13 protein-coding genes are annotated in these 16,918 nt (G+C 44.2%); 7 read left to right on the forward strand and 6 right to left on the reverse strand.

Going from position 1 to position 16,918, the window contains the following annotated elements; genetic code table 11:
• The first annotated feature begins 1 nt into the window (after position 1).
• The 3 genes from recG (at position 2) to AC1RM2_RS19365 (ending at position 5,298) form a co-directional block, all read left to right on the forward strand.
• Entirely contained in the window at positions 2–2,104 is a 2,103-nt protein-coding gene (gene recG / locus AC1RM2_RS19355) for an ATP-dependent DNA helicase RecG (protein WP_492986805.1), read from the forward strand.
• 149 nt (positions 2,105–2,253) lie between these two features.
• Positions 2,254–3,639 (forward strand): M20/M25/M40 family metallo-hydrolase, encoded by a 1,386-nt coding sequence (locus AC1RM2_RS19360; protein ID WP_492986806.1) that lies wholly within the window; start codon positions 2,254–2,256, stop codon positions 3,637–3,639.
• A 330-nt stretch (positions 3,640–3,969) separates the two neighbouring features.
• Positions 3,970–5,298: an MFS transporter gene (locus AC1RM2_RS19365; protein ID WP_492986807.1), complete on the forward strand. Its 1,329-nt coding sequence runs from the start codon at positions 3,970–3,972 to the stop codon at positions 5,296–5,298.
• Positions 5,299–5,329: 31 nt separating this feature from the next.
• Here AC1RM2_RS19365 and AC1RM2_RS19370 read toward each other — a convergent pair whose 3' ends face one another.
• A complete protein-coding gene (locus tag AC1RM2_RS19370; RefSeq protein ID WP_492986808.1) occupies positions 5,330–6,277 on the reverse strand; it encodes a tryptophan 2,3-dioxygenase family protein in 948 nt (315 codons plus the stop codon).
• Between the two features lie 272 nt (positions 6,278–6,549).
• On the opposite strand from AC1RM2_RS19370, the gene AC1RM2_RS19375 reads away from it, so the two are divergent.
• Positions 6,550–7,017 carry a universal stress protein gene (locus AC1RM2_RS19375; protein ID WP_492986809.1) on the forward strand — a complete coding sequence of 156 codons (468 nt, stop codon included), beginning with the start codon at positions 6,550–6,552 and terminating at the stop codon, positions 7,015–7,017.
• 70 nt (positions 7,018–7,087) lie between these two features.
• On the opposite strand, the gene AC1RM2_RS19380 is transcribed toward AC1RM2_RS19375, so the two are convergent.
• The 4 genes from AC1RM2_RS19380 to AC1RM2_RS19395 form a co-directional block, all read right to left on the reverse strand.
• Positions 7,088–8,377, reverse strand: a complete 1,290-nt coding sequence (locus AC1RM2_RS19380) for an HAD-IB family phosphatase (RefSeq protein WP_492986810.1) — start codon at positions 8,375–8,377, stop codon at positions 7,088–7,090.
• A 155-nt stretch (positions 8,378–8,532) separates the two neighbouring features.
• Positions 8,533–9,519 (reverse strand): acyltransferase family protein, encoded by a 987-nt coding sequence (locus AC1RM2_RS19385; protein ID WP_492986811.1) that lies wholly within the window; start codon positions 9,517–9,519, stop codon positions 8,533–8,535.
• A gap of 90 nt (positions 9,520–9,609) precedes the next feature.
• Positions 9,610–10,137, reverse strand: a complete 528-nt coding sequence (locus AC1RM2_RS19390; protein ID WP_492986812.1) for a PH domain-containing protein — start codon at positions 10,135–10,137, stop codon at positions 9,610–9,612.
• A 14-nt stretch (positions 10,138–10,151) separates the two neighbouring features.
• Complete coding sequence (locus AC1RM2_RS19395; RefSeq protein WP_492986813.1) at positions 10,152–11,117, reverse strand: NAD-dependent epimerase/dehydratase family protein; 966 nt, start codon at positions 11,115–11,117, stop codon at positions 10,152–10,154.
• Between the two features lie 184 nt (positions 11,118–11,301).
• Here AC1RM2_RS19395 and AC1RM2_RS19400 point away from each other — a divergent pair, with 184 nt between their 5' ends.
• From AC1RM2_RS19400 to AC1RM2_RS19410, 3 genes are all read left to right on the forward strand, one after another.
• Entirely contained in the window at positions 11,302–12,483 is a 1,182-nt protein-coding gene (locus AC1RM2_RS19400; protein WP_492986814.1) for a formimidoylglutamase, read from the forward strand.
• Between the two features lie 56 nt (positions 12,484–12,539).
• Complete coding sequence (locus tag AC1RM2_RS19405; protein WP_492986815.1) at positions 12,540–13,712, forward strand: redoxin domain-containing protein; 1,173 nt, start codon at positions 12,540–12,542, stop codon at positions 13,710–13,712.
• Between the two features lie 178 nt (positions 13,713–13,890).
• A complete protein-coding gene (locus AC1RM2_RS19410) occupies positions 13,891–15,024 on the forward strand; it encodes a redoxin domain-containing protein (RefSeq protein WP_492986816.1) in 1,134 nt (377 codons plus the stop codon).
• Between the two features lie 202 nt (positions 15,025–15,226).
• Here AC1RM2_RS19410 and purD read toward each other — a convergent pair whose 3' ends face one another.
• Complete coding sequence (purD, locus tag AC1RM2_RS19415; protein ID WP_090640928.1) at positions 15,227–16,501, reverse strand: phosphoribosylamine--glycine ligase; 1,275 nt, start codon at positions 16,499–16,501, stop codon at positions 15,227–15,229.
• Positions 16,502–16,918 lie beyond the last annotated feature (417 nt).

The raw sequence follows: 16,918 nt of genomic DNA on the forward strand, positions 1-16,918 counted from the left end.
TATGGATCCTTTTCAAACACCACTTACATATTTAAAAGGCGCGGGCCAAACCCGGGCCGAGGTGTTGAAAAAAGAATTGGCTATTGCTACTTTTGAAGACCTGCTGCGCCATTTCCCTTTCCGGTATATCGACCGGACCAAATTTTACAAGGTAAAAGATATTAACCCCGATTTACCTTATGTGCAGGTTTTGGCACGCGTTATCAGCAAGCAAATTGTTGGCGAAAAGCACACCAAACGCTTGGTGGTGCAAACCCGCGACGATACCGGCACGCTTGAACTGGTTTGGTTTAAAGGCGTCAACTGGATTGATAAAGCCATTGTGCCCGGCACCGTATACATTGTGTTTGGCAAGGCAGGCTCTTTTAACGGCCAGGCCCAAATGGCGCATCCCGAAATGGAAATTTATTCGCCTGCTAATATGCAGCGGCAGGGCAACGCTACCTTGCAGCCGGTATACAACTCTACCGAAAAGCTTAAACAGTTTCAGCTGGATAGCAAGGGCATCCAAAAACTTACCGCTACTTTACTGGGCCTGTACGCTAAGGATATTAAAGAGAATTTGCCGCTGTACATTATCCAGCATTTTAAACTCCTGGGCAGGGCCGATGCTTACCGCAATATCCATTTCCCGGCCGATGCCAATTTGCTCAACGAGGCGTTGCACCGGCTTAAGTTTGAGGAATTGTTTTTGTTGCAGCTTAAGCTGCTGCGCAATAAAATGTTGCATACCCAAAAGTTTAAGGGTAATGTATTCAGCACTGTAGGCCATTACTTTAATGATTTTTATCACCATAAATTACCTTTTCAGTTAACCACGCCTCAAAAGCGGGTGTTAAAGGAGATAAGGCAGGATACCCAGCGCGGTGTACAAATGAACCGCCTGCTGCAGGGTGATGTAGGCAGCGGTAAAACTGTTGTTGCCCTGATGGCGATGCTGATTGCTGTTGATAACGGCTTCCAGACCTGTATTATGGCACCCACCGAAATATTGGCCAGCCAGCATTACCAAACTATCAGCAGCTTGGTTGGCGATGGTTTTATCGAGGTGGCGCTGTTAACCGGATCGACCAAACAAAAAGACCGCAGGGTGCTGCACCAGAAACTCGAAAGCGGCGAAATGAAGATACTCATTGGTACCCACGCGCTGATAGAAGATAAAGTACAATTCAAAAACCTGGGCTTTGTGGTGATTGACGAGCAGCACCGTTTTGGGGTTGAGCAAAGAGCCAGACTTTGGCGAAAGAACGTTGTACCGCCCCACATCTTGGTGATGACGGCAACCCCCATCCCCCGCACCCTGGCCATGACCCTGTACGGCGACCTGGACGTATCTGTAATTGATGAGTTGCCCGCCGGCCGTAAGCCTATTCAAACACTGCACTTTTTTGATAACCAGCGCCTGCGGGTATTTGGTTTTATGAAAAAGGAGATTGCCCTGGGCCGCCAAATTTATATTGTGTACCCGCTGATTAAGGAAAGCGAAAAACTCGACCTTAAAAACCTGGAAGAGGGCATCGAAATTATCTCGCGCGAGTTTCCATTGCCCGGCTATAGGATCAGCATTGTTCATGGCAAATTAAAGCCTGCCGATAAGGAATTTGAGATGCAGCGCTTCATCAAGGGGCAAACACAAATTATGGTGGCCACCACGGTGATAGAGGTTGGGGTGAACGTGCCTAATGCCTCGGTAATGATTATTGAAAACGCCGAGCGTTTTGGTTTGTCGCAACTACACCAGCTGCGCGGCAGGGTAGGGCGCGGTGCCGAGCAATCGTACTGTATTTTGATGAGCAGCCACAAGCTAAGCCACGATGGCAAAATCCGACTGGATACCATGGTGAAAACCAATAACGGTTTTGAAATCTCCGAGATCGACCTGCAGCTGCGAGGCCCCGGCAACCTGGATGGTACCCAACAAAGCGGTGTGCTCGACCTGAAGGTTGCCAACCTGGCTACCGACCAGGAGTTGTTGTTTAAGGCCCGCAAAACGGTAGAGCAAATTTTTGCCAAAGACCCTCAACTGGCCCTGCCCGAAAACCAGGTGCTGCACCATGCCTTCGAAACAAAAAATGCCGGTTTAAGCTGGGATAAAATTTCCTGAGGCTTTCATTATTGCCACAAAATATTAAATTTGTTTCCGACTGACTTTACTTTAAAATAAACTTGTGAAAAGTTGATAAAAAGTATCAATTTTTATCGAAAAAGTTACAGGTTTATCGCACATTATTATCCATTCTTTGAACATTTTTGATGAAAAAAACATTTACCTTATTATGCGCCGCCATGCTGTCGGCCACCTTTGTCCATGCCCAGCAGGACTCCCTCATGATCCGCAAAATTTATGACGAAGCCCTTGTAAACGGCAAAAGTTATGAGAGCTTGCGCTATCTGTGTAAAAACATAGGCCAGCGTATCAGTGGCTCGGCCAACGCCCAAAAAGCGGTGGAGTGGAGCAAGAAACTGATGGAAAGCTACGGCTTCGATAAGGTTTATTTACAGGAAGTTATGGTACCGCACTGGATGCGCGGAGCCAAAGAAACAGCCTTTATTATTGATGGTACAAACCGTATCCCGGTGCCTATTGCCGCCCTGGGCATGACAGTTGCCACCCCTAAAGATGGGATAACAGCCAATGTTATTGAAGTACAGAGTCTTAAAGAACTGGCCACCCTTGGAGAAGCGGCTATTAAGGGTAAAATCGTATTCTTTAACCGTGCTTTTGATCCACGGTTTATTGAAACAGGCCAGGCCTACGGAACCGCTGGAGATCAGCGCTTTATGGGGCCTGCCGCTGCTGCCAAATATGGCGCGGTAGGTGTTATCGTCCGTTCGTTGACCGAAAGTTTAGATGATTACCCCCATACCGGCGCTACCCTGGCCGATAAGGACGGCAGAAACATTCCGGCTGCGGCTATATCTACCAAAGCGGCTAACAAGCTGAGCACCATGTTAAAGCTGCGCAAATTTCCTGCGGCCAAATTCTACTTTAAACAAAGCTGCCAGCTGCTGCCCGATGTATTATCCTACAATGTAATTGGCGAACTGACTGGCACAGAGCATCCTAATAAATTCATCACCGTAGGCGGCCACCTTGATTCATGGGATTTGGCCGAAGGCGCGCATGACGATGGTACCGGTGTAATGCAATCGGCCGAGGTGCTAAGGCTCTTTAAAGCAGTAGGTTACAAGCCTAAAAATTCGGTACGAGCTGTGTTTTTCATGAACGAGGAGAACGGCCACAAAGGAGGCACCAAATACGCCGAACTTGCCGCTCAAAATAAGGAGGAGCACATTGCCGCTATTGAAACAGATGAAGGCGGCTTTACCCCACGCGGTTTCAGTTTCTCTGATGTCTCCAAAGATTTTATAACCAAAGTGAACACCAACTGGAAAGCGTTACTTGAGCCATATGAGGTTGACCAGTTGACAATTGGCGGTGCTGGCACTGATATTGAACCGATGAAAGAAACACTGCCAGGGGTTATTTTAATAGGCTTTCGTCCTGATTCACAGCGCTATTTTGATATTCACCACACACCTAATGATGTTTTTGAAAACGTTAACAAACGCGAACTGGAACTGGGCGGCGCCGGTATTGCAGCGTTGATTTACCTGATAGATCAGCATGGCCTTTAACACGATTTTCAGGATTTTGCAGGATTGACACGATTTTTTTGGATTTTCCGCCGCCAGTGTCCTCACTGGCGGCTTTTTGCATTAAGGATAGGAGCGGATACCGGCCAAATGTGGCTAAGGCCCGTGCAGTATAAGCGCATAGCCTGACCCGAGGAACGAGGGTAATGCCCTAATCTGAATTTTAGTAAGTACGATTTAATACGGGTGCTTCCATAGAAGTTTTTTGGCTAAAATCTGCACATTTGTAATCTGAAATCTGCACATTTTTTAAAAATCCTGTTAAATCCTGAAAATCGTGTTGTAAATTTGCACCTCATCTAAAACAACCCTGTGACTGAAGAAGGCGATAGTACCCCCCAGAAAATAGATTCCTTTGCAGCATTGCGATATAAAGACTTCAGGTCATATATCGGCATGCGTTTTTGTTTCACCTTTGCATATTCTATGCAAGCCGTGGTTATCGGCGCTTATATTTATCATTTAACAAAAAATCCGTTCGCTTTAGGTTTAGTAGGTTTGTGCGAAGCTATTCCTGCGGTATGTATAGCTCTATACGGGGGCTATATTGCCGATAAATCGGAGAAGCGCAAAATGTTGTTGCTCATATTTAGCGGTGTTATCCTTTCATCTTCCGTGATGTGTATTGTTACATTAAAAAGCATGTCAGACATTATTCATGCGGGTTGGATTGTGCCTATTATTTATGTAATGATATTTTGCAACGGCATAGCGCGCGCTTTTTACGGGCCGGCTACTTTTACCATTTATGCCCATAGTGTACCTAAAGAAGTATACCCCAACGCCAGTACCTGGAGCAGTTCCAGCTGGCAGGTAGCATTTATTGCAGGTCCCACAGTCGGCGGACTCATTTATGCTTATGCAGGAAAATACATTCCCGGTGTGGCCGGGATTACAGCAACTTTTGCCTGTATCATCTTTTTCCTGTTGGTGTCATTGGCGTTAGTTGCGCTTTTACGAAAATATCCACCGGTATTTGTACCAAAGGAAAATATCTGGAAGAGCTTGTCGGAAGGGCTCACGTTTGTGTTTAGCAATAAGATGATGATAGGCGCCATGAGTCTGGATTTGTTTTCGGTATTTTTTGGTGGAGCAGTTGCCTTGTTGCCGGTGTTTGCACATGAGGTATTAAAAGTAGGCGACGAAGGTTTTGGTATAATGCGTTCCACATCCTCATTAGGTGCAGTACTTACCATGCTGGTAATGACCCGGTTTTCGCCTATGGGTAAGCCATGGCGTAATTTATTGATAGCGGTAACCGGTTTTGGGCTATCAATAATATGCTTTGGTTTGTCTAAAAGCTTTTACTTATCGCTGTTTTTTATATTCACCGAAGGCGCGTTTGACAGCGTTAGCGTAATTATACGCGGCACAATTATGCAGCTGTTAACGCCCGATCATATGCGTGGCCGGGTATCGGCAGTAAACCAGATGTTTATAGGTTCATCAAACGAAATTGGCGCTTTTGAATCGGGTACGGCAGCCAGGTTAATGGGTACTGTACCCTCTGTGCTTTTTGGCGGTAGTATGACGATGCTTATTGTGGGGATAACCTACCTAAAAACCAAAAGGCTTGTGCCACTGTCACTAAGCCAAATTCAACCGCCGGAGGTGGCTGAAGAAGAAATCATCGCCAAATAAGCCTCCCCTTCAGGGGAGGTTTGGAGGGGCTTTACCCCAGCACGCTATCCACCCAGGCCTTACCCCAGTTTTCAACTTCATCGGTGCTCCAGAGTGATGGATAAAAAATGCGTTTCTGAAAGCGCGGAGGCAGGTATTTTTGCCAGTTGGTACCGCCGGTGGCTTTTATTTCTTCGGGTTCGCGGTTAAGATAGCGCACGGCCGATTTGTAGTGCGATAGCGGCCAGTTTACATTTACATTTACATCCAACTGGCGCAATTCGGCTTTTAACTCAGGTGTAAGGCTGCCTTCGGCCTCAAATTTTAAAGCTAATGTGTTAAAATTATAGCTAACATTTGCCTTACCCAGCTCTATAAATGTTTTGGCGTACTTTTTTTCGAACTGTTTAAGTGTCAGCGTTTTTTTACCGGTTGATAATTCGGTAGCGCCGAACTTCCAGTACAGGTATTCAAATTGCTCTTCAATAGTGACGGTACGTAGTTCTTCGCGTTTATCCTTAGCTACCAGGTTGATAAAATCGGTGGCATATATCTCGATCATCCTGTACTGGCCCGATTGAAAGCCACTGGCCGGGAGTAAAGACATCCTGAACTTCAGGAACTGTTCTTTTTCCATCCCGTCAACCATAATCTCAAACGATTGGGTTAGTGCGCCAAAATACCTATTAATGCGCTTTAAACGTGCGGTAAAAAAATCAACAGTTAAGGGTTGGGCGGCAGCAAGCTGTTGGCACTCATGCAAGGCCAGCTTAAAATATAATTCGGTTATCTGGTGATAGATGATAAAGATCTCTTCGTCGGGAAAGGGCGTTTTAGGGCTTTGCAGGCTCAATAATGTATCCAGGTGGATGTAATCCCAGTAGGTTAAAAAATCGGCGTATAACAGTCCGTCAAGGTAGGAGTTCATATCCTGGCCCATGGCCTCGTATTTTTCCTGTAACTGCGCCAGGCGCTCTTCAATTTCGGGAGAGAATTGCATAATCAAAGGTAGCAAAAATGGGATGAGGTTAAATAGGGCTATGTAACATCAAAAATTAAAACATTTTTTACTGCGGGCTGTATTATGTCTGAATCAGAATTTACAGAATTAAAGGATTTACAGAATTAAAAACATGAAAACGCGTGGCTTAATATTTTGTCCGATTTATTCTGTTCATTCTCAAATTCTGTAAATGGGATAGCCCTCTTGAACACCTTTGAAAAACAATATACATGTGAAAAATTCTGATTCAGACAATAACCTTATAGATCATGAAAATCAATAAAATACTAATAGGCATTGACGATAGCACTTATGCGCATAATGCTGCTGCTTATGGGTTTGATATTGCACATACTTACAAGGCCGCGGTTGGTTTGGTGCATATTATCGAGCCGGCTGTTTTTCCGCCGGAACCTAACGATAGCCTGATCGGGATGCCGATGGGGACTATGGGTGTAGATCAGGCTGAGTTAGTTGATATACAATCAAAGCAATCTTTATTGGTAATTGATAATATTAAAAAAGAATATGCAGGCGAGCTTGAAGTTACCTCGTTTACCGATTTTAATATTACTGCCGATGGTATAATTAGTTGTGCCCGACAATTTAACGCCGACCTGATCGTGATAGGTACTCATAGCCGCACAGGCCTTGATCGTTTGCTTATGGGCAGCGTAGCCGAAAATGTTGTGCGCCATTCACCTATCCCGGTATTGGTGGTGCCTTTTATCGCTTAATGGGGTTCGAGGTTCGTGTGGCCAGGTTCGGGCAAAAAATCCCGCAACCCGATCCCGGCAACTCGCAACGCTAATATAGCAGCCTGAATTTTATGGTATGCTCAATCGCTTTCAACTCGTTGAGTACCTGGGTGTCGTAGCCCGTATTTACGTCGGTAATTACATACCCGATTTGTGGGTTGGTAACCAGGAACTCGCCAACAATATTGATGTTGTGGCGGGCAAATACATCGTTTATTTTGGCCAGGATGCCGGGCACATTTTTGTGGATGTGGATTAACCGGTGTGCATTGTTAACCCTTGGCGGCTGTAAATCTGGAAAATTGCAGCTGGTATGCGTTTTGCCCTCGTTCATGAAAGCCAATACCCTTTTTGGCAAAAAATCGCTGTTATGCGGGTTATGCCTCGGATCGTCAAATATAATAATGCCATTTTCGGTGGCTGTTTCGGCAAGTTTGTTACTGCATTTGCCAAAAATACCTATCACTTTTAACCGGCCAGAATTTTGTACCTGCTCGGGCGTTGGCTGGTGGTCTTCATCACAAAATAAAACACCGGCTTCTTCTAAATATTTATCTTCAATCTCATCCCGGTTGCGAATGTTGTAACCCTCTTTTTTCATTTGAGCCTGTGCCTCTTCATCAATTGCGCCAACTACCAGGCATTTAATGCGGTTTTTGGGATATGATATGGCGCGTGGCAATTTGTTCAGGTACAGGAACTCATCAAAGCTTGGGGTAACGTGGTCGGCCTTTTCGGTTACCGATTTACGCTCGATGTTTTCGGTAAAAGCGTAAAATTTCTTGATCATGCCCGACTCCTTCAGCTGGAAATCGGAGTAACCATCGCCTATGCCGTAAATATCGCCGGGCAACTGCAACTCTTTAAGCAATTTAACCTTCCCCCCTTCTTGTGACAGGGGGTTGGTGCGGTCATAACCTATAATATTGCCTTCGTCGTCAAACTCGAAAGTATTGGCGTAGATGTTTTCTTTTTTGATGTGATACTCGGTAACCACAGGCGTAATAAATTCTTTAAAACCGCCGGATACGATCAAAACCTCGTCCTGGTGATTTTTAAAAAAGATTGTATTGCGCGAGAATGAGGTAGATACCTTTTTTTTAAGATGACTGATCAGCTGCTTCAAATGATCGCGGTTGGCACATAATAATTTAACCCGGGCTTCTAAACTTTGGGTAAATGATAGCCGCCCTTCCATCGAGGCATTGGTTAAATCTTCTATCTGTTTGTAAATACCCTCACGGTCGGGATGATTTTTGAGGGATATGCGGGCCAGTTCGTCAAGGGCCTCAACCTGTGTAAACGTGCTGTCGAAATCAATAATAAAGTACTGCTCCATCTTGGGTGCAAATGTGCGAATTTTTTTGGTTCATTAGTTCATTGGTTTATTAGTTCATTAGTAGATAGAGGTTAAATTAACAGGTACCAATTGAAGCGTTATTTAGAACCTAACTGAATCAACTCAATCTAACCCAATCAACCACTCACCAAAATTCACTTCCCGAATCGCTTTCCATACCTGATTGCAGGCAGTTCGATGTACCTGTGCATTAACTTAGAAACAAACACCAGGAGTGTCAATATCACCACATCGAAAAGAATATTTAAAGTCACGTTGGTTTGTATCGCGGTGGTTTTCAAATGCCCTAACAAATAGATGCCGATAGGCACGTGTATCAGGTAAAGCGAATAGGAAACATCGCCATAGCGGCTAAGTAAATTGTTTTTTAGCGGTTTAAAGTGGTTGATAACGATAAGCCCGCCGGTAATTAAGCAAAGCAGAACGTAAATAAAGGATTGATGGGTCGCGTAAAAGTCGACCGCGGTAAAGGCCAGTAGAGCAATATTAAACCATTTATAAGCGGGCTGATGCAACAATTGGTATGTGGCCACACCCAGGCAAAACAATGGCCATAGGTTTAAAAAGAACAAGGGACCCGATTCAAACTGGGGTAAACCGATACTTAATAACGTTACCACTATTAAGGCAGTTACAAAATACTGTTTTTTGAAAAAGGCGCAGACAAACACCGCCAGGTAAAAAAGCATCTCGCATGATAACGTCCAGTACACCCAGTTAATGGTTTTTACTCCGGTGACAGGCGATGTGCTGAGTGTAATTGTGGCTACTATACCCGCAATACTTTTAGGGAGTACGGCTACGGAGTTTACATGGGTTATAACTTTGAGTAATAAAACTATAACTGCAGTAATAACCAGGCTGAACCAATAGGGCGGGAAAATGCGGAAGAAACGCCTTACTATAAATTCGGTTGGTTTTTTGGCATGGTGCAGCGCTATAAGTATGCAGTAACCGCTTATGATAAAAAATATGGGTACCCCCAAGTGACCGTATTTGCAAAAATCGCGGTACCAGTTGTCAATAGGTTTTATAGGCTGATTGAGATGGAAAAAAACTACCCATGAAGCTGCCAGTATCCTCAGCAAATCTATCAGGTGGTTTCTTTTGTCGGGTTGCATGTAAAAAATGAATGGGCAAGGTAACGATATTGATGTAAATAAACATACCGATTAGCTTCAATACGGCGAGTTGTCTGTTCTGTTTGCGCTTTAATTCAGATCGATAAAATTGAATCTCTTTTTAAAATATTTTCTTGGTTTCTTCCTCAAAAACTTTTTAAATATCTTATCATGAACAAGCAATGGTACGGTAAACTGGGTAATGATTATCTTTTGTTTATTTATCGTGTGTAATATTATATAACTAAAATCCTGGAATCTGCCCCAGGGTTGACCTTCATAAATCTCGACTTTTACAACTTCATCACTGTTAATGTGTATATCAAGATCATCTTGACCCATGTTGAGTGTTAGTCTGTCGGCGCTTAGTGTTATTGTTTTATCCCTATCGAAGTGGTAATACTGCTTCAGTACAAGCAAAGTCTTTATTTGTTGGTATAGTATTGCTACCAAACCACTAAAAAACAATAGCAAAAACAATAACAGAGGCCCTGTTGGGGGAAACAACGATACTGCTTTTACGGCAAACCAAATAGCAAAACCGACCAATGCAAAAGTAAATACCGACTCAAAAATTAAGCGCCGGGGATTAAATGTATACCGTTTTGCCGTATCCATAAAGCCATCTTCAATTAGTGCAACACGGCACAAATCTCTTTAATGCTTTCACTTATCGGCTTAAATTCAATCCCAATCGCATTCTTGATTTTTGAGTTATCAAACTCGCGTGTTACCGATGCCGCCTGTGCGGATGTTTTATCAATAGCCGGGTCCCCGCCGGTTAGTGCGGCTATAACAGCCGCACCGCGCCAGCCAATTTCCATCAGCCAGGGTTTGGCTAAAATGGCAGGCGGTTTAATGTCAAAGCCGTTTGCTGCCTCTGTAGTGATAGATTGATAGCTGCGATTTTCGGCGCTGATAATGTAGCGCTCGGCCGTGATAGCACTGTTCATAAGGCCAACCATACATTTGGCCACATCCTCTACATCAACAAAGCCAATAGTGCCGGCAGTATAAAATTTAAGGCCCTTATGGATGGTTTCAAACAGCGCACCGCTGCCAACTTTACCCGCGCTTGCACCGATGATAAGCGATGGATTTACAATTACGGCATCCAAACCTTCGGCAATACCGCGCCATACTTCCATCTCGCTTTCCAGCTTGGATATGGCATAACCATCATTTTCCGTTGATTGTTCCAGATGATGGTTTTCGGTAGTAAGATCGCCGGGTTTGGCCAGGCCTATAGCGGCTATCGAGCTTACGTGCACCATCCTGATGCCCTTTTCGGCACATAAATTAACCAGGTTGGCCGTGCCGGTCACGTTAGTATTGATCATCGGCTTTTTATCGGCCGATTTTAACGATACCCACGCCGCGCAATGATAAACCTGGGTTACGCCAGCTAAAGCATTCTCCAAAGCAAAAATATCCAACAAGTCGGCCTCCACCCATTCAATTTGTGATTGAAAAGGGACAAGTAAGGCAGGTATGGTTGATGTAGCCCTCTTGGTGCAACGAATGTTTGAGCCAGATGTAACCAGCAGTTTCGCCAGTTCGGCCCCGAGAAAACCTGTTGCGCCAGTAATTAGAATCATTTCAATTTGAAGATTTGAAAATGTGTTTATTTGAAAATGTAAAAGTGCACAATATCATTTTAATTTGATGATTTGAAAATTCATATTGAGGCTAAGTTGCCGATTTAATGATGTGAATTCGCATCTTTGCAAAGATGTTTCATCTTCAAATCTTCAAATTGACGCATTTTCAAATTAGTATTCAATGTCCTTAGCTGATTTTTTTAAACCCATCGATCTGAAAAAGATCACTCCTAAAAAGGGCTACTATACCAGTCAGCTTGGCGATAAAATTGTACATTACTCGGTCGATTTTCCCGACCTGGAAGAGAAAATCGACCTGGCCATCATTGGCGTTATGGACGATCGTAATGCTACCGATAACCAGGGCTGTGCACTTGGCCCCGACTATATCCGCGAAAAACTTTACCAGCTTAATGAGGGTGGCTACAACTTAAAAATTGCCGATCTGGGCAATATTGCAGCAGGCGCATCGGTTACTGATACCTACTTTGCCCTTAAAACCGTGGTATCCGAACTGGTGAAAAAAGATATTATCCCCATTATTTTAGGTGGCGGGCAGGATTTAACCTACGCCCAATACCTTGGCTACGAAGACCTGGAACAGAAGGTTGACCTGGTAGTAGTAGATGCCCGTTTTGACCTTGATGAGGACGAAACCCCGGCAGGATTGGAAACAACTTCGCAATCATATCTCAACAAAATATTTTTGCACGAACCCAATTACCTGTTCAATTTTAGCAACCTGGGGTACCAAACTTATTTTGCCAGCCAGGAAAGTTTGCGGGTGATGGATAAGCTTTACTTTGATGTACACCGCCTTGGCGAGCTAAGCGGCAACATTGCCGTAACCGAGCCTGCCATCCGTAACGCCAGCATGGTAAGTTTTGATGTGGGGGCCATCAGATCGGCTGATGCTGCAGGCAACGCCAATGCTACCCCCAATGGCTTTAACGGGCAGGAGGCCTGCCAGCTATGCCGCTACGCGGGGTTTAACGATAAGCTAAGCTCGATAGGTTTTTATGAGTTTAACCCGGCCTACGATAATAATGGCCAAACGGCTATGTTGCTGGCGCAGATGATCTGGTATTTTATTGATGGGTTTTACGGCCGTAAGCGCGATTTTCCGCTCAATCCAAAATCACAATACCTTATTTACAAAACCAGCCTGAAGCATGAAGACCAGGAGGTTGTATTTGTAAAAAGCAAAAAATCCGACCGCTGGTGGATGCAGGTACCTTACCCAACGGGGGGCTCAAAAAACGAACGCTTCCACCTGGTGCCCTGTAGCTATGCCGACTATAAAACGGCCACATCCGGCGAGTTGCCCGACCTTTGGTGGCGCACTTATCAAAAATTAAACTGATAATTGCAATTATAGCAGCATTTTAACGTTATCAATCCTTATAGTTTTTAACTCTGATGAAGAAAATATTTTTTTTAATTATAGCCTTATTACCGGCCATTGCATATGCCCAAAGTACCGATACCTTTACTATAAATGGTAAATTGGGTAATGTAGGCGCGCCTGCAAAAGTTTATTTATCGTATCAATTGGGCGCCAACAGCGTTATTGATTCGGCCGATGTTGTAAATGGTGTTTTTAGTTTCAAAGGTTCGATGCTAAACCCGGTTAATGCCACGCTGGTGGTTGATTACAAAGGCCTGGGGATAGAAAAATTTACCCAGCAATATAGCGATGGCCGGGCATTATCAAAAAATGCCGATAACCTTAACTTTTTTATTGATAAAGGCACGCTGACTATTACCAGTAAAGATTCTGTTTCAAAAGCGCAGATCACCGGTTCGCAGCTTAACCTTGATAATATTAACCTGCAGGCCCAGCTGAAAAGCATCAACATGCGCGGCGAACACCTGATGGCCGAAGTTAAGGCTGCCACACCTGAGCAACAGAAGTCGCCTGCATTTCAAAGCGCTATACAAAGTAAGTATAAAGCATTGCAAACGCTGCAGAGCTATACCTTAAAGAGCTTTATAACCGATAACCCCAACAGTTACCTAAGCTTGCTGGCTTTAAGTTCGGTAGGTGGCCCGGCTCCTGATCCGGGTGAAATTGAGCCTTTGTACAACTCGCTTTCGGCCGACGTACGGAATACCGAAGCGGGTAAGGTGTTGAAAGCACAACTTGATGCCTTAAGGGTTACAGCAATAGGTGCAATTGCGCCCGATTTTGTACAAAACGATGTAAACGGCAAACCGGTTAAATTATCATCATTCAGGGGAAAATATGTTTTGCTTGATTTTTGGGCATCATGGTGCGGGCCTTGCCGCCAGGAAAACCCTAACGTAGTACGCAATTATAACAAGTACAAAACCAAAAACTTTACCATTGTAGGCGTGTCATTAGACAGAGCCGAAAGTAAATCGGCCTGGCTTTCCGCTATCAAAAGTGATGGATTGGACTGGACACAGCTATCTGACCTTAAATATTGGAATAACGAGGCCGCCGCCCTTTATTCTGTAACCTCCATCCCACAAAATTATCTGATTGGCCCCGACGGAAAGATCATTGCCAAAAACCTTCGTGGCGAAGACCTTGATGCCAAACTGGCCGAGCTATTTGGGAAGATATAGATTAGTGAGTGGTTGATTGGGTTAGATTAGGTTGATTGTGTTGGCCCGGAAAAATGGAAAAATAGTTGAGTGGTTAATTGTCATTAATTTGAGTAAGTCCAAAATAATGTAACTTTTTACTGACTATATGTAATGTATAGTTTTTACGTATTATATTGCAAGTTGAACTTTATCGCTTATGAAAAAAACAATATTATTAGCATTGGCCGCGCTGCCTGCTATTGCTTTTGCACAGGATAACAAATATGACATACAAGGTAAAATGGGTGATTTTAATGCACCTGCCAAAATGTACCTCGAATACAGGTTCCCTAAGGGTAAGCCTATTTATGATTCATGTACCGTGGTTAATGGTAAATTCCATTTTGCAGGCTCGGTTGGGGCAGCGCCGCTTAGCGCGTATTTATTGTTTAACTCAAAAGGTACGGGTACGGGCAAGGCCGATGGCTACCGGGCTATTTATCTTGAACCAGGTTTAATTAATGTAAGTGCTGCGGATAAAATAGAAAACGCCACAGTTGATGGTCCTAAAACCAACCAGGAAAACGAAAAATATCAGTTGTTACAAAAGCCTGTAAACGATGCTTACACCGCTTTGGAAGAAAAGCAGAAGGCAGCTACGGACGAGCAAAAGGCCTCTCCTGAATATATTAAAAAAGCGAAAGCTGATGAAAAAGCTATAGATGATTTGAGCGCGGCCACAGATAAACAATTTATAAAAGATAACCCCAACTCAATCATTAGCCTGAATGCGCTTGAATCATTGGCCTACAGTGCCGATTATGCTGATCTTAAACCTTTATACGATGCCTTAACGCCTGCTGTAAAAAGTACCGATGCGGGTAAAGCCCTGGGCGAAAGAATGCCTAAACTTAAGGCTGTGGCCTTGGGGGCAACCGCACCAGAATTTGCCGAGGCTGATACCAGCGGAAAGGTCATCAACCTTTCTTCATTTCGCGGGCAATATGTTTTGATTGATTTTTGGGCATCGTGGTGCGGCCCTTGTCGCAGGGAAAACCCAAATGTGGTAAAAGCTTATAACCATTACAAAGGTCAAAAATTTACTATTTTGGGCGTATCGTTGGATAAACCAAACGCTAAGGATAAATGGTTAGCCGCTATTCACAAAGACGGCCTTACCTGGACCCACGTTTCTGATCTTAAATTTTGGGACAGCAAAGCGGCTGGCTTATACGCCGTGCGCGGTATTCCCCAAAACTTTTTGTTAGATCCCAACGGAAAAATAATTGCCAAAAACCTGCGCGGCGACGATCTGGAAGATAAACTTGCCGAGATTTTTGGAAAAATATAGTTGGTTCATTAGTTCACTGGTTCATTAGTTTATTGGTGAACAGTTTGAAAATAGTTCATTAGGCTATCGGGTTGAACTTATAAAAAAAGCCATGCTGTTTAAATATCAGCATGGCTTTTTTATACCTCGGTTTTGCTTTAAATTGACATGACAGTTAAACTACTATACCACCAATGAACTAATGAACCAGTGAATCAATAAACTACAAAAGGTCAAATCCAATATCTTTCCTGAAGTACATGCCATCGTAATAAATACGGCTGGCATCGGCTGTGGCTTGTTGCAGGGCGTTAAACATATTGTCTTGCAGGGTAGTTATTGCCAAAACTCGGCCACCTGTGGTTATCACGTTTTCGCCATCGAGGCTGGTGCCTGCGTGGAATACTATACTGTCGCGCACGTTTTCGGTGCCGGTTATTACTTTGTTTTTTAGGTATTCGCCGGGATAGCCGCCTGCTACCATAACCACGGTGGCGGCAGTTTTCGGCGAAATAATCAGCTCTTTTTCGTTAAGGTTACCTTCGGCTACGCCTTGCAGCAGGTCAACAAAATCGCTGTCGATGCGGCGCATTACGCTTTCGGTTTCAGGGTCGCCCATGCGGCAGTTGTATTCTATCACCCAGGGTTCGCCATCTTTATTCATCAGGCCTATAAAAATGAAGCCTTTGTATGGGATGCCATCTTTTTTCAAACCCTCTACCGTTGGGATGATAACTAAATCTTCAACCTTTTTAATATAGGCGGCATCTGCAAACGGTACGGGCGAGATTGAACCCATGCCGCCGGTGTTCAGCCCGGTGTCACCTTCGCCAATACGTTTATAGTCTTTAGCTTCAGGTAGTATTTTGTAGTTGCTGCCATCGGTCATTACGAAGACAGATAGTTCAATTCCTTGCAGGAATTGTTCAATGACCACGCTTGAGCTGGCATCACCAAATTTGGCTTCGGCCAACATTTGGGTAAGCTCCAGTTGGGCTTCTTCAAGTGACGTGCAGATAAGCACACCTTTGCCAGCGGCCAGGCCGTCAGCCTTCAGTACAACCGGAAGGCCGGCAGTTGCCAGGTAGGTGAGGCCCTCTTGCAAAGTATCTTTAGTGAAAGTTTTATAAGCAGCCGTAGGGATGTTATGCCTTTGCATAAATTGCTTGCTGAAATCTTTACTACCCTCTAACTGTGCAGCTTCCTGTTGGGGGCCTACCACGGGTACATTTTTTAATTGCTCGTCGGCTAAAAAGAAATCATGAACGCCTTTTACCAGTGGCTCCTCGGGGCCTACCAGTACCAGGTTGATGCCTTGTTCCAATACTAAGGCCTTAATACCCTCAAAATCGGTAACCTTAATGTTAACGTTGGTGCCGTACTGGTGAGTGCCGGCATTGCCGGGGGCTATAAAAAGCTTTTCACATTTAGGGCTTTGCGCAATTTTCCAGGCGAAGGCGCTTTCCCTTCCGCCCGAACCGAGGATCAGGATATTCATGGAGGCAAAGATAGTTTTTTTGGATGAGTAGCATTACTATGGGTGTTCGCTTTTTTGAGTGGATACAGGTGGTGTTCGGGCTGTGTTTGTTAATTCATTGTTTTACAGTTGCTTAGGTGTTCGGTTTGTTTAAGTCGAAAAAGTAATATTTATTGATAATCAATTAGTTATGTATTTGGGTTTAGTCTGCCCCGAACACCCGTTTTGAATAAAATTTCTAATTTTCCGGGCAACAGCACGGTGCGATGTTTAGTACCTGCCGGCTCCCGAAATGAACCCAATGGGCACCTGTTGGCCCCTGGTAATACACCGCAGTATACCCGCAATCACCCTATCGGCACTGCCAGAAAAAAATATTTTTGCGTATTGACGGGAATAAAATATTGAGATATATTTACGTTAAATAGCAGCCGCGCT

It is taken from the genome of Mucilaginibacter sp. GW822-FHT03E02 (assembly GCF_058801545.1).

Bases quoted from the DNA above. Each gene is read 5' to 3' on its own strand.
- recG (WP_492986805.1), top strand. From the start codon at position 2: ATGGATCCTTTTCAAACACCACTTACATATTTAAAAGGCGCGGGCCAA.
- AC1RM2_RS19360 (WP_492986806.1), top strand. From the start codon at position 2,254: ATGAAAAAAACATTTACCTTATTATGCGCCGCCATGCTGTCGGCCACC.
- AC1RM2_RS19370 (WP_492986808.1), bottom strand. From the start codon at position 6,277: ATGCAATTCTCTCCCGAAATTGAAGAGCGCCTGGCGCAGTTACAGGAA.
- AC1RM2_RS19375 (WP_492986809.1), top strand. From the start codon at position 6,550: ATGAAAATCAATAAAATACTAATAGGCATTGACGATAGCACTTATGCG.
- AC1RM2_RS19380 (WP_492986810.1), bottom strand. From the start codon at position 8,377: ATGGAGCAGTACTTTATTATTGATTTCGACAGCACGTTTACACAGGTT.
- AC1RM2_RS19385 (WP_492986811.1), bottom strand. From the start codon at position 9,519: ATGCAACCCGACAAAAGAAACCACCTGATAGATTTGCTGAGGATACTG.
- AC1RM2_RS19390 (WP_492986812.1), bottom strand. From the start codon at position 10,137: ATGGATACGGCAAAACGGTATACATTTAATCCCCGGCGCTTAATTTTT.
- AC1RM2_RS19395 (WP_492986813.1), bottom strand. From the start codon at position 11,117: ATGATTCTAATTACTGGCGCAACAGGTTTTCTCGGGGCCGAACTGGCG.
- AC1RM2_RS19400 (WP_492986814.1), top strand. From the start codon at position 11,302: ATGTCCTTAGCTGATTTTTTTAAACCCATCGATCTGAAAAAGATCACT.
- AC1RM2_RS19405 (WP_492986815.1), top strand. From the start codon at position 12,540: ATGAAGAAAATATTTTTTTTAATTATAGCCTTATTACCGGCCATTGCA.
- AC1RM2_RS19410 (WP_492986816.1), top strand. From the start codon at position 13,891: ATGAAAAAAACAATATTATTAGCATTGGCCGCGCTGCCTGCTATTGCT.
- purD (WP_090640928.1), bottom strand. From the start codon at position 16,501: ATGAATATCCTGATCCTCGGTTCGGGCGGAAGGGAAAGCGCCTTCGCC.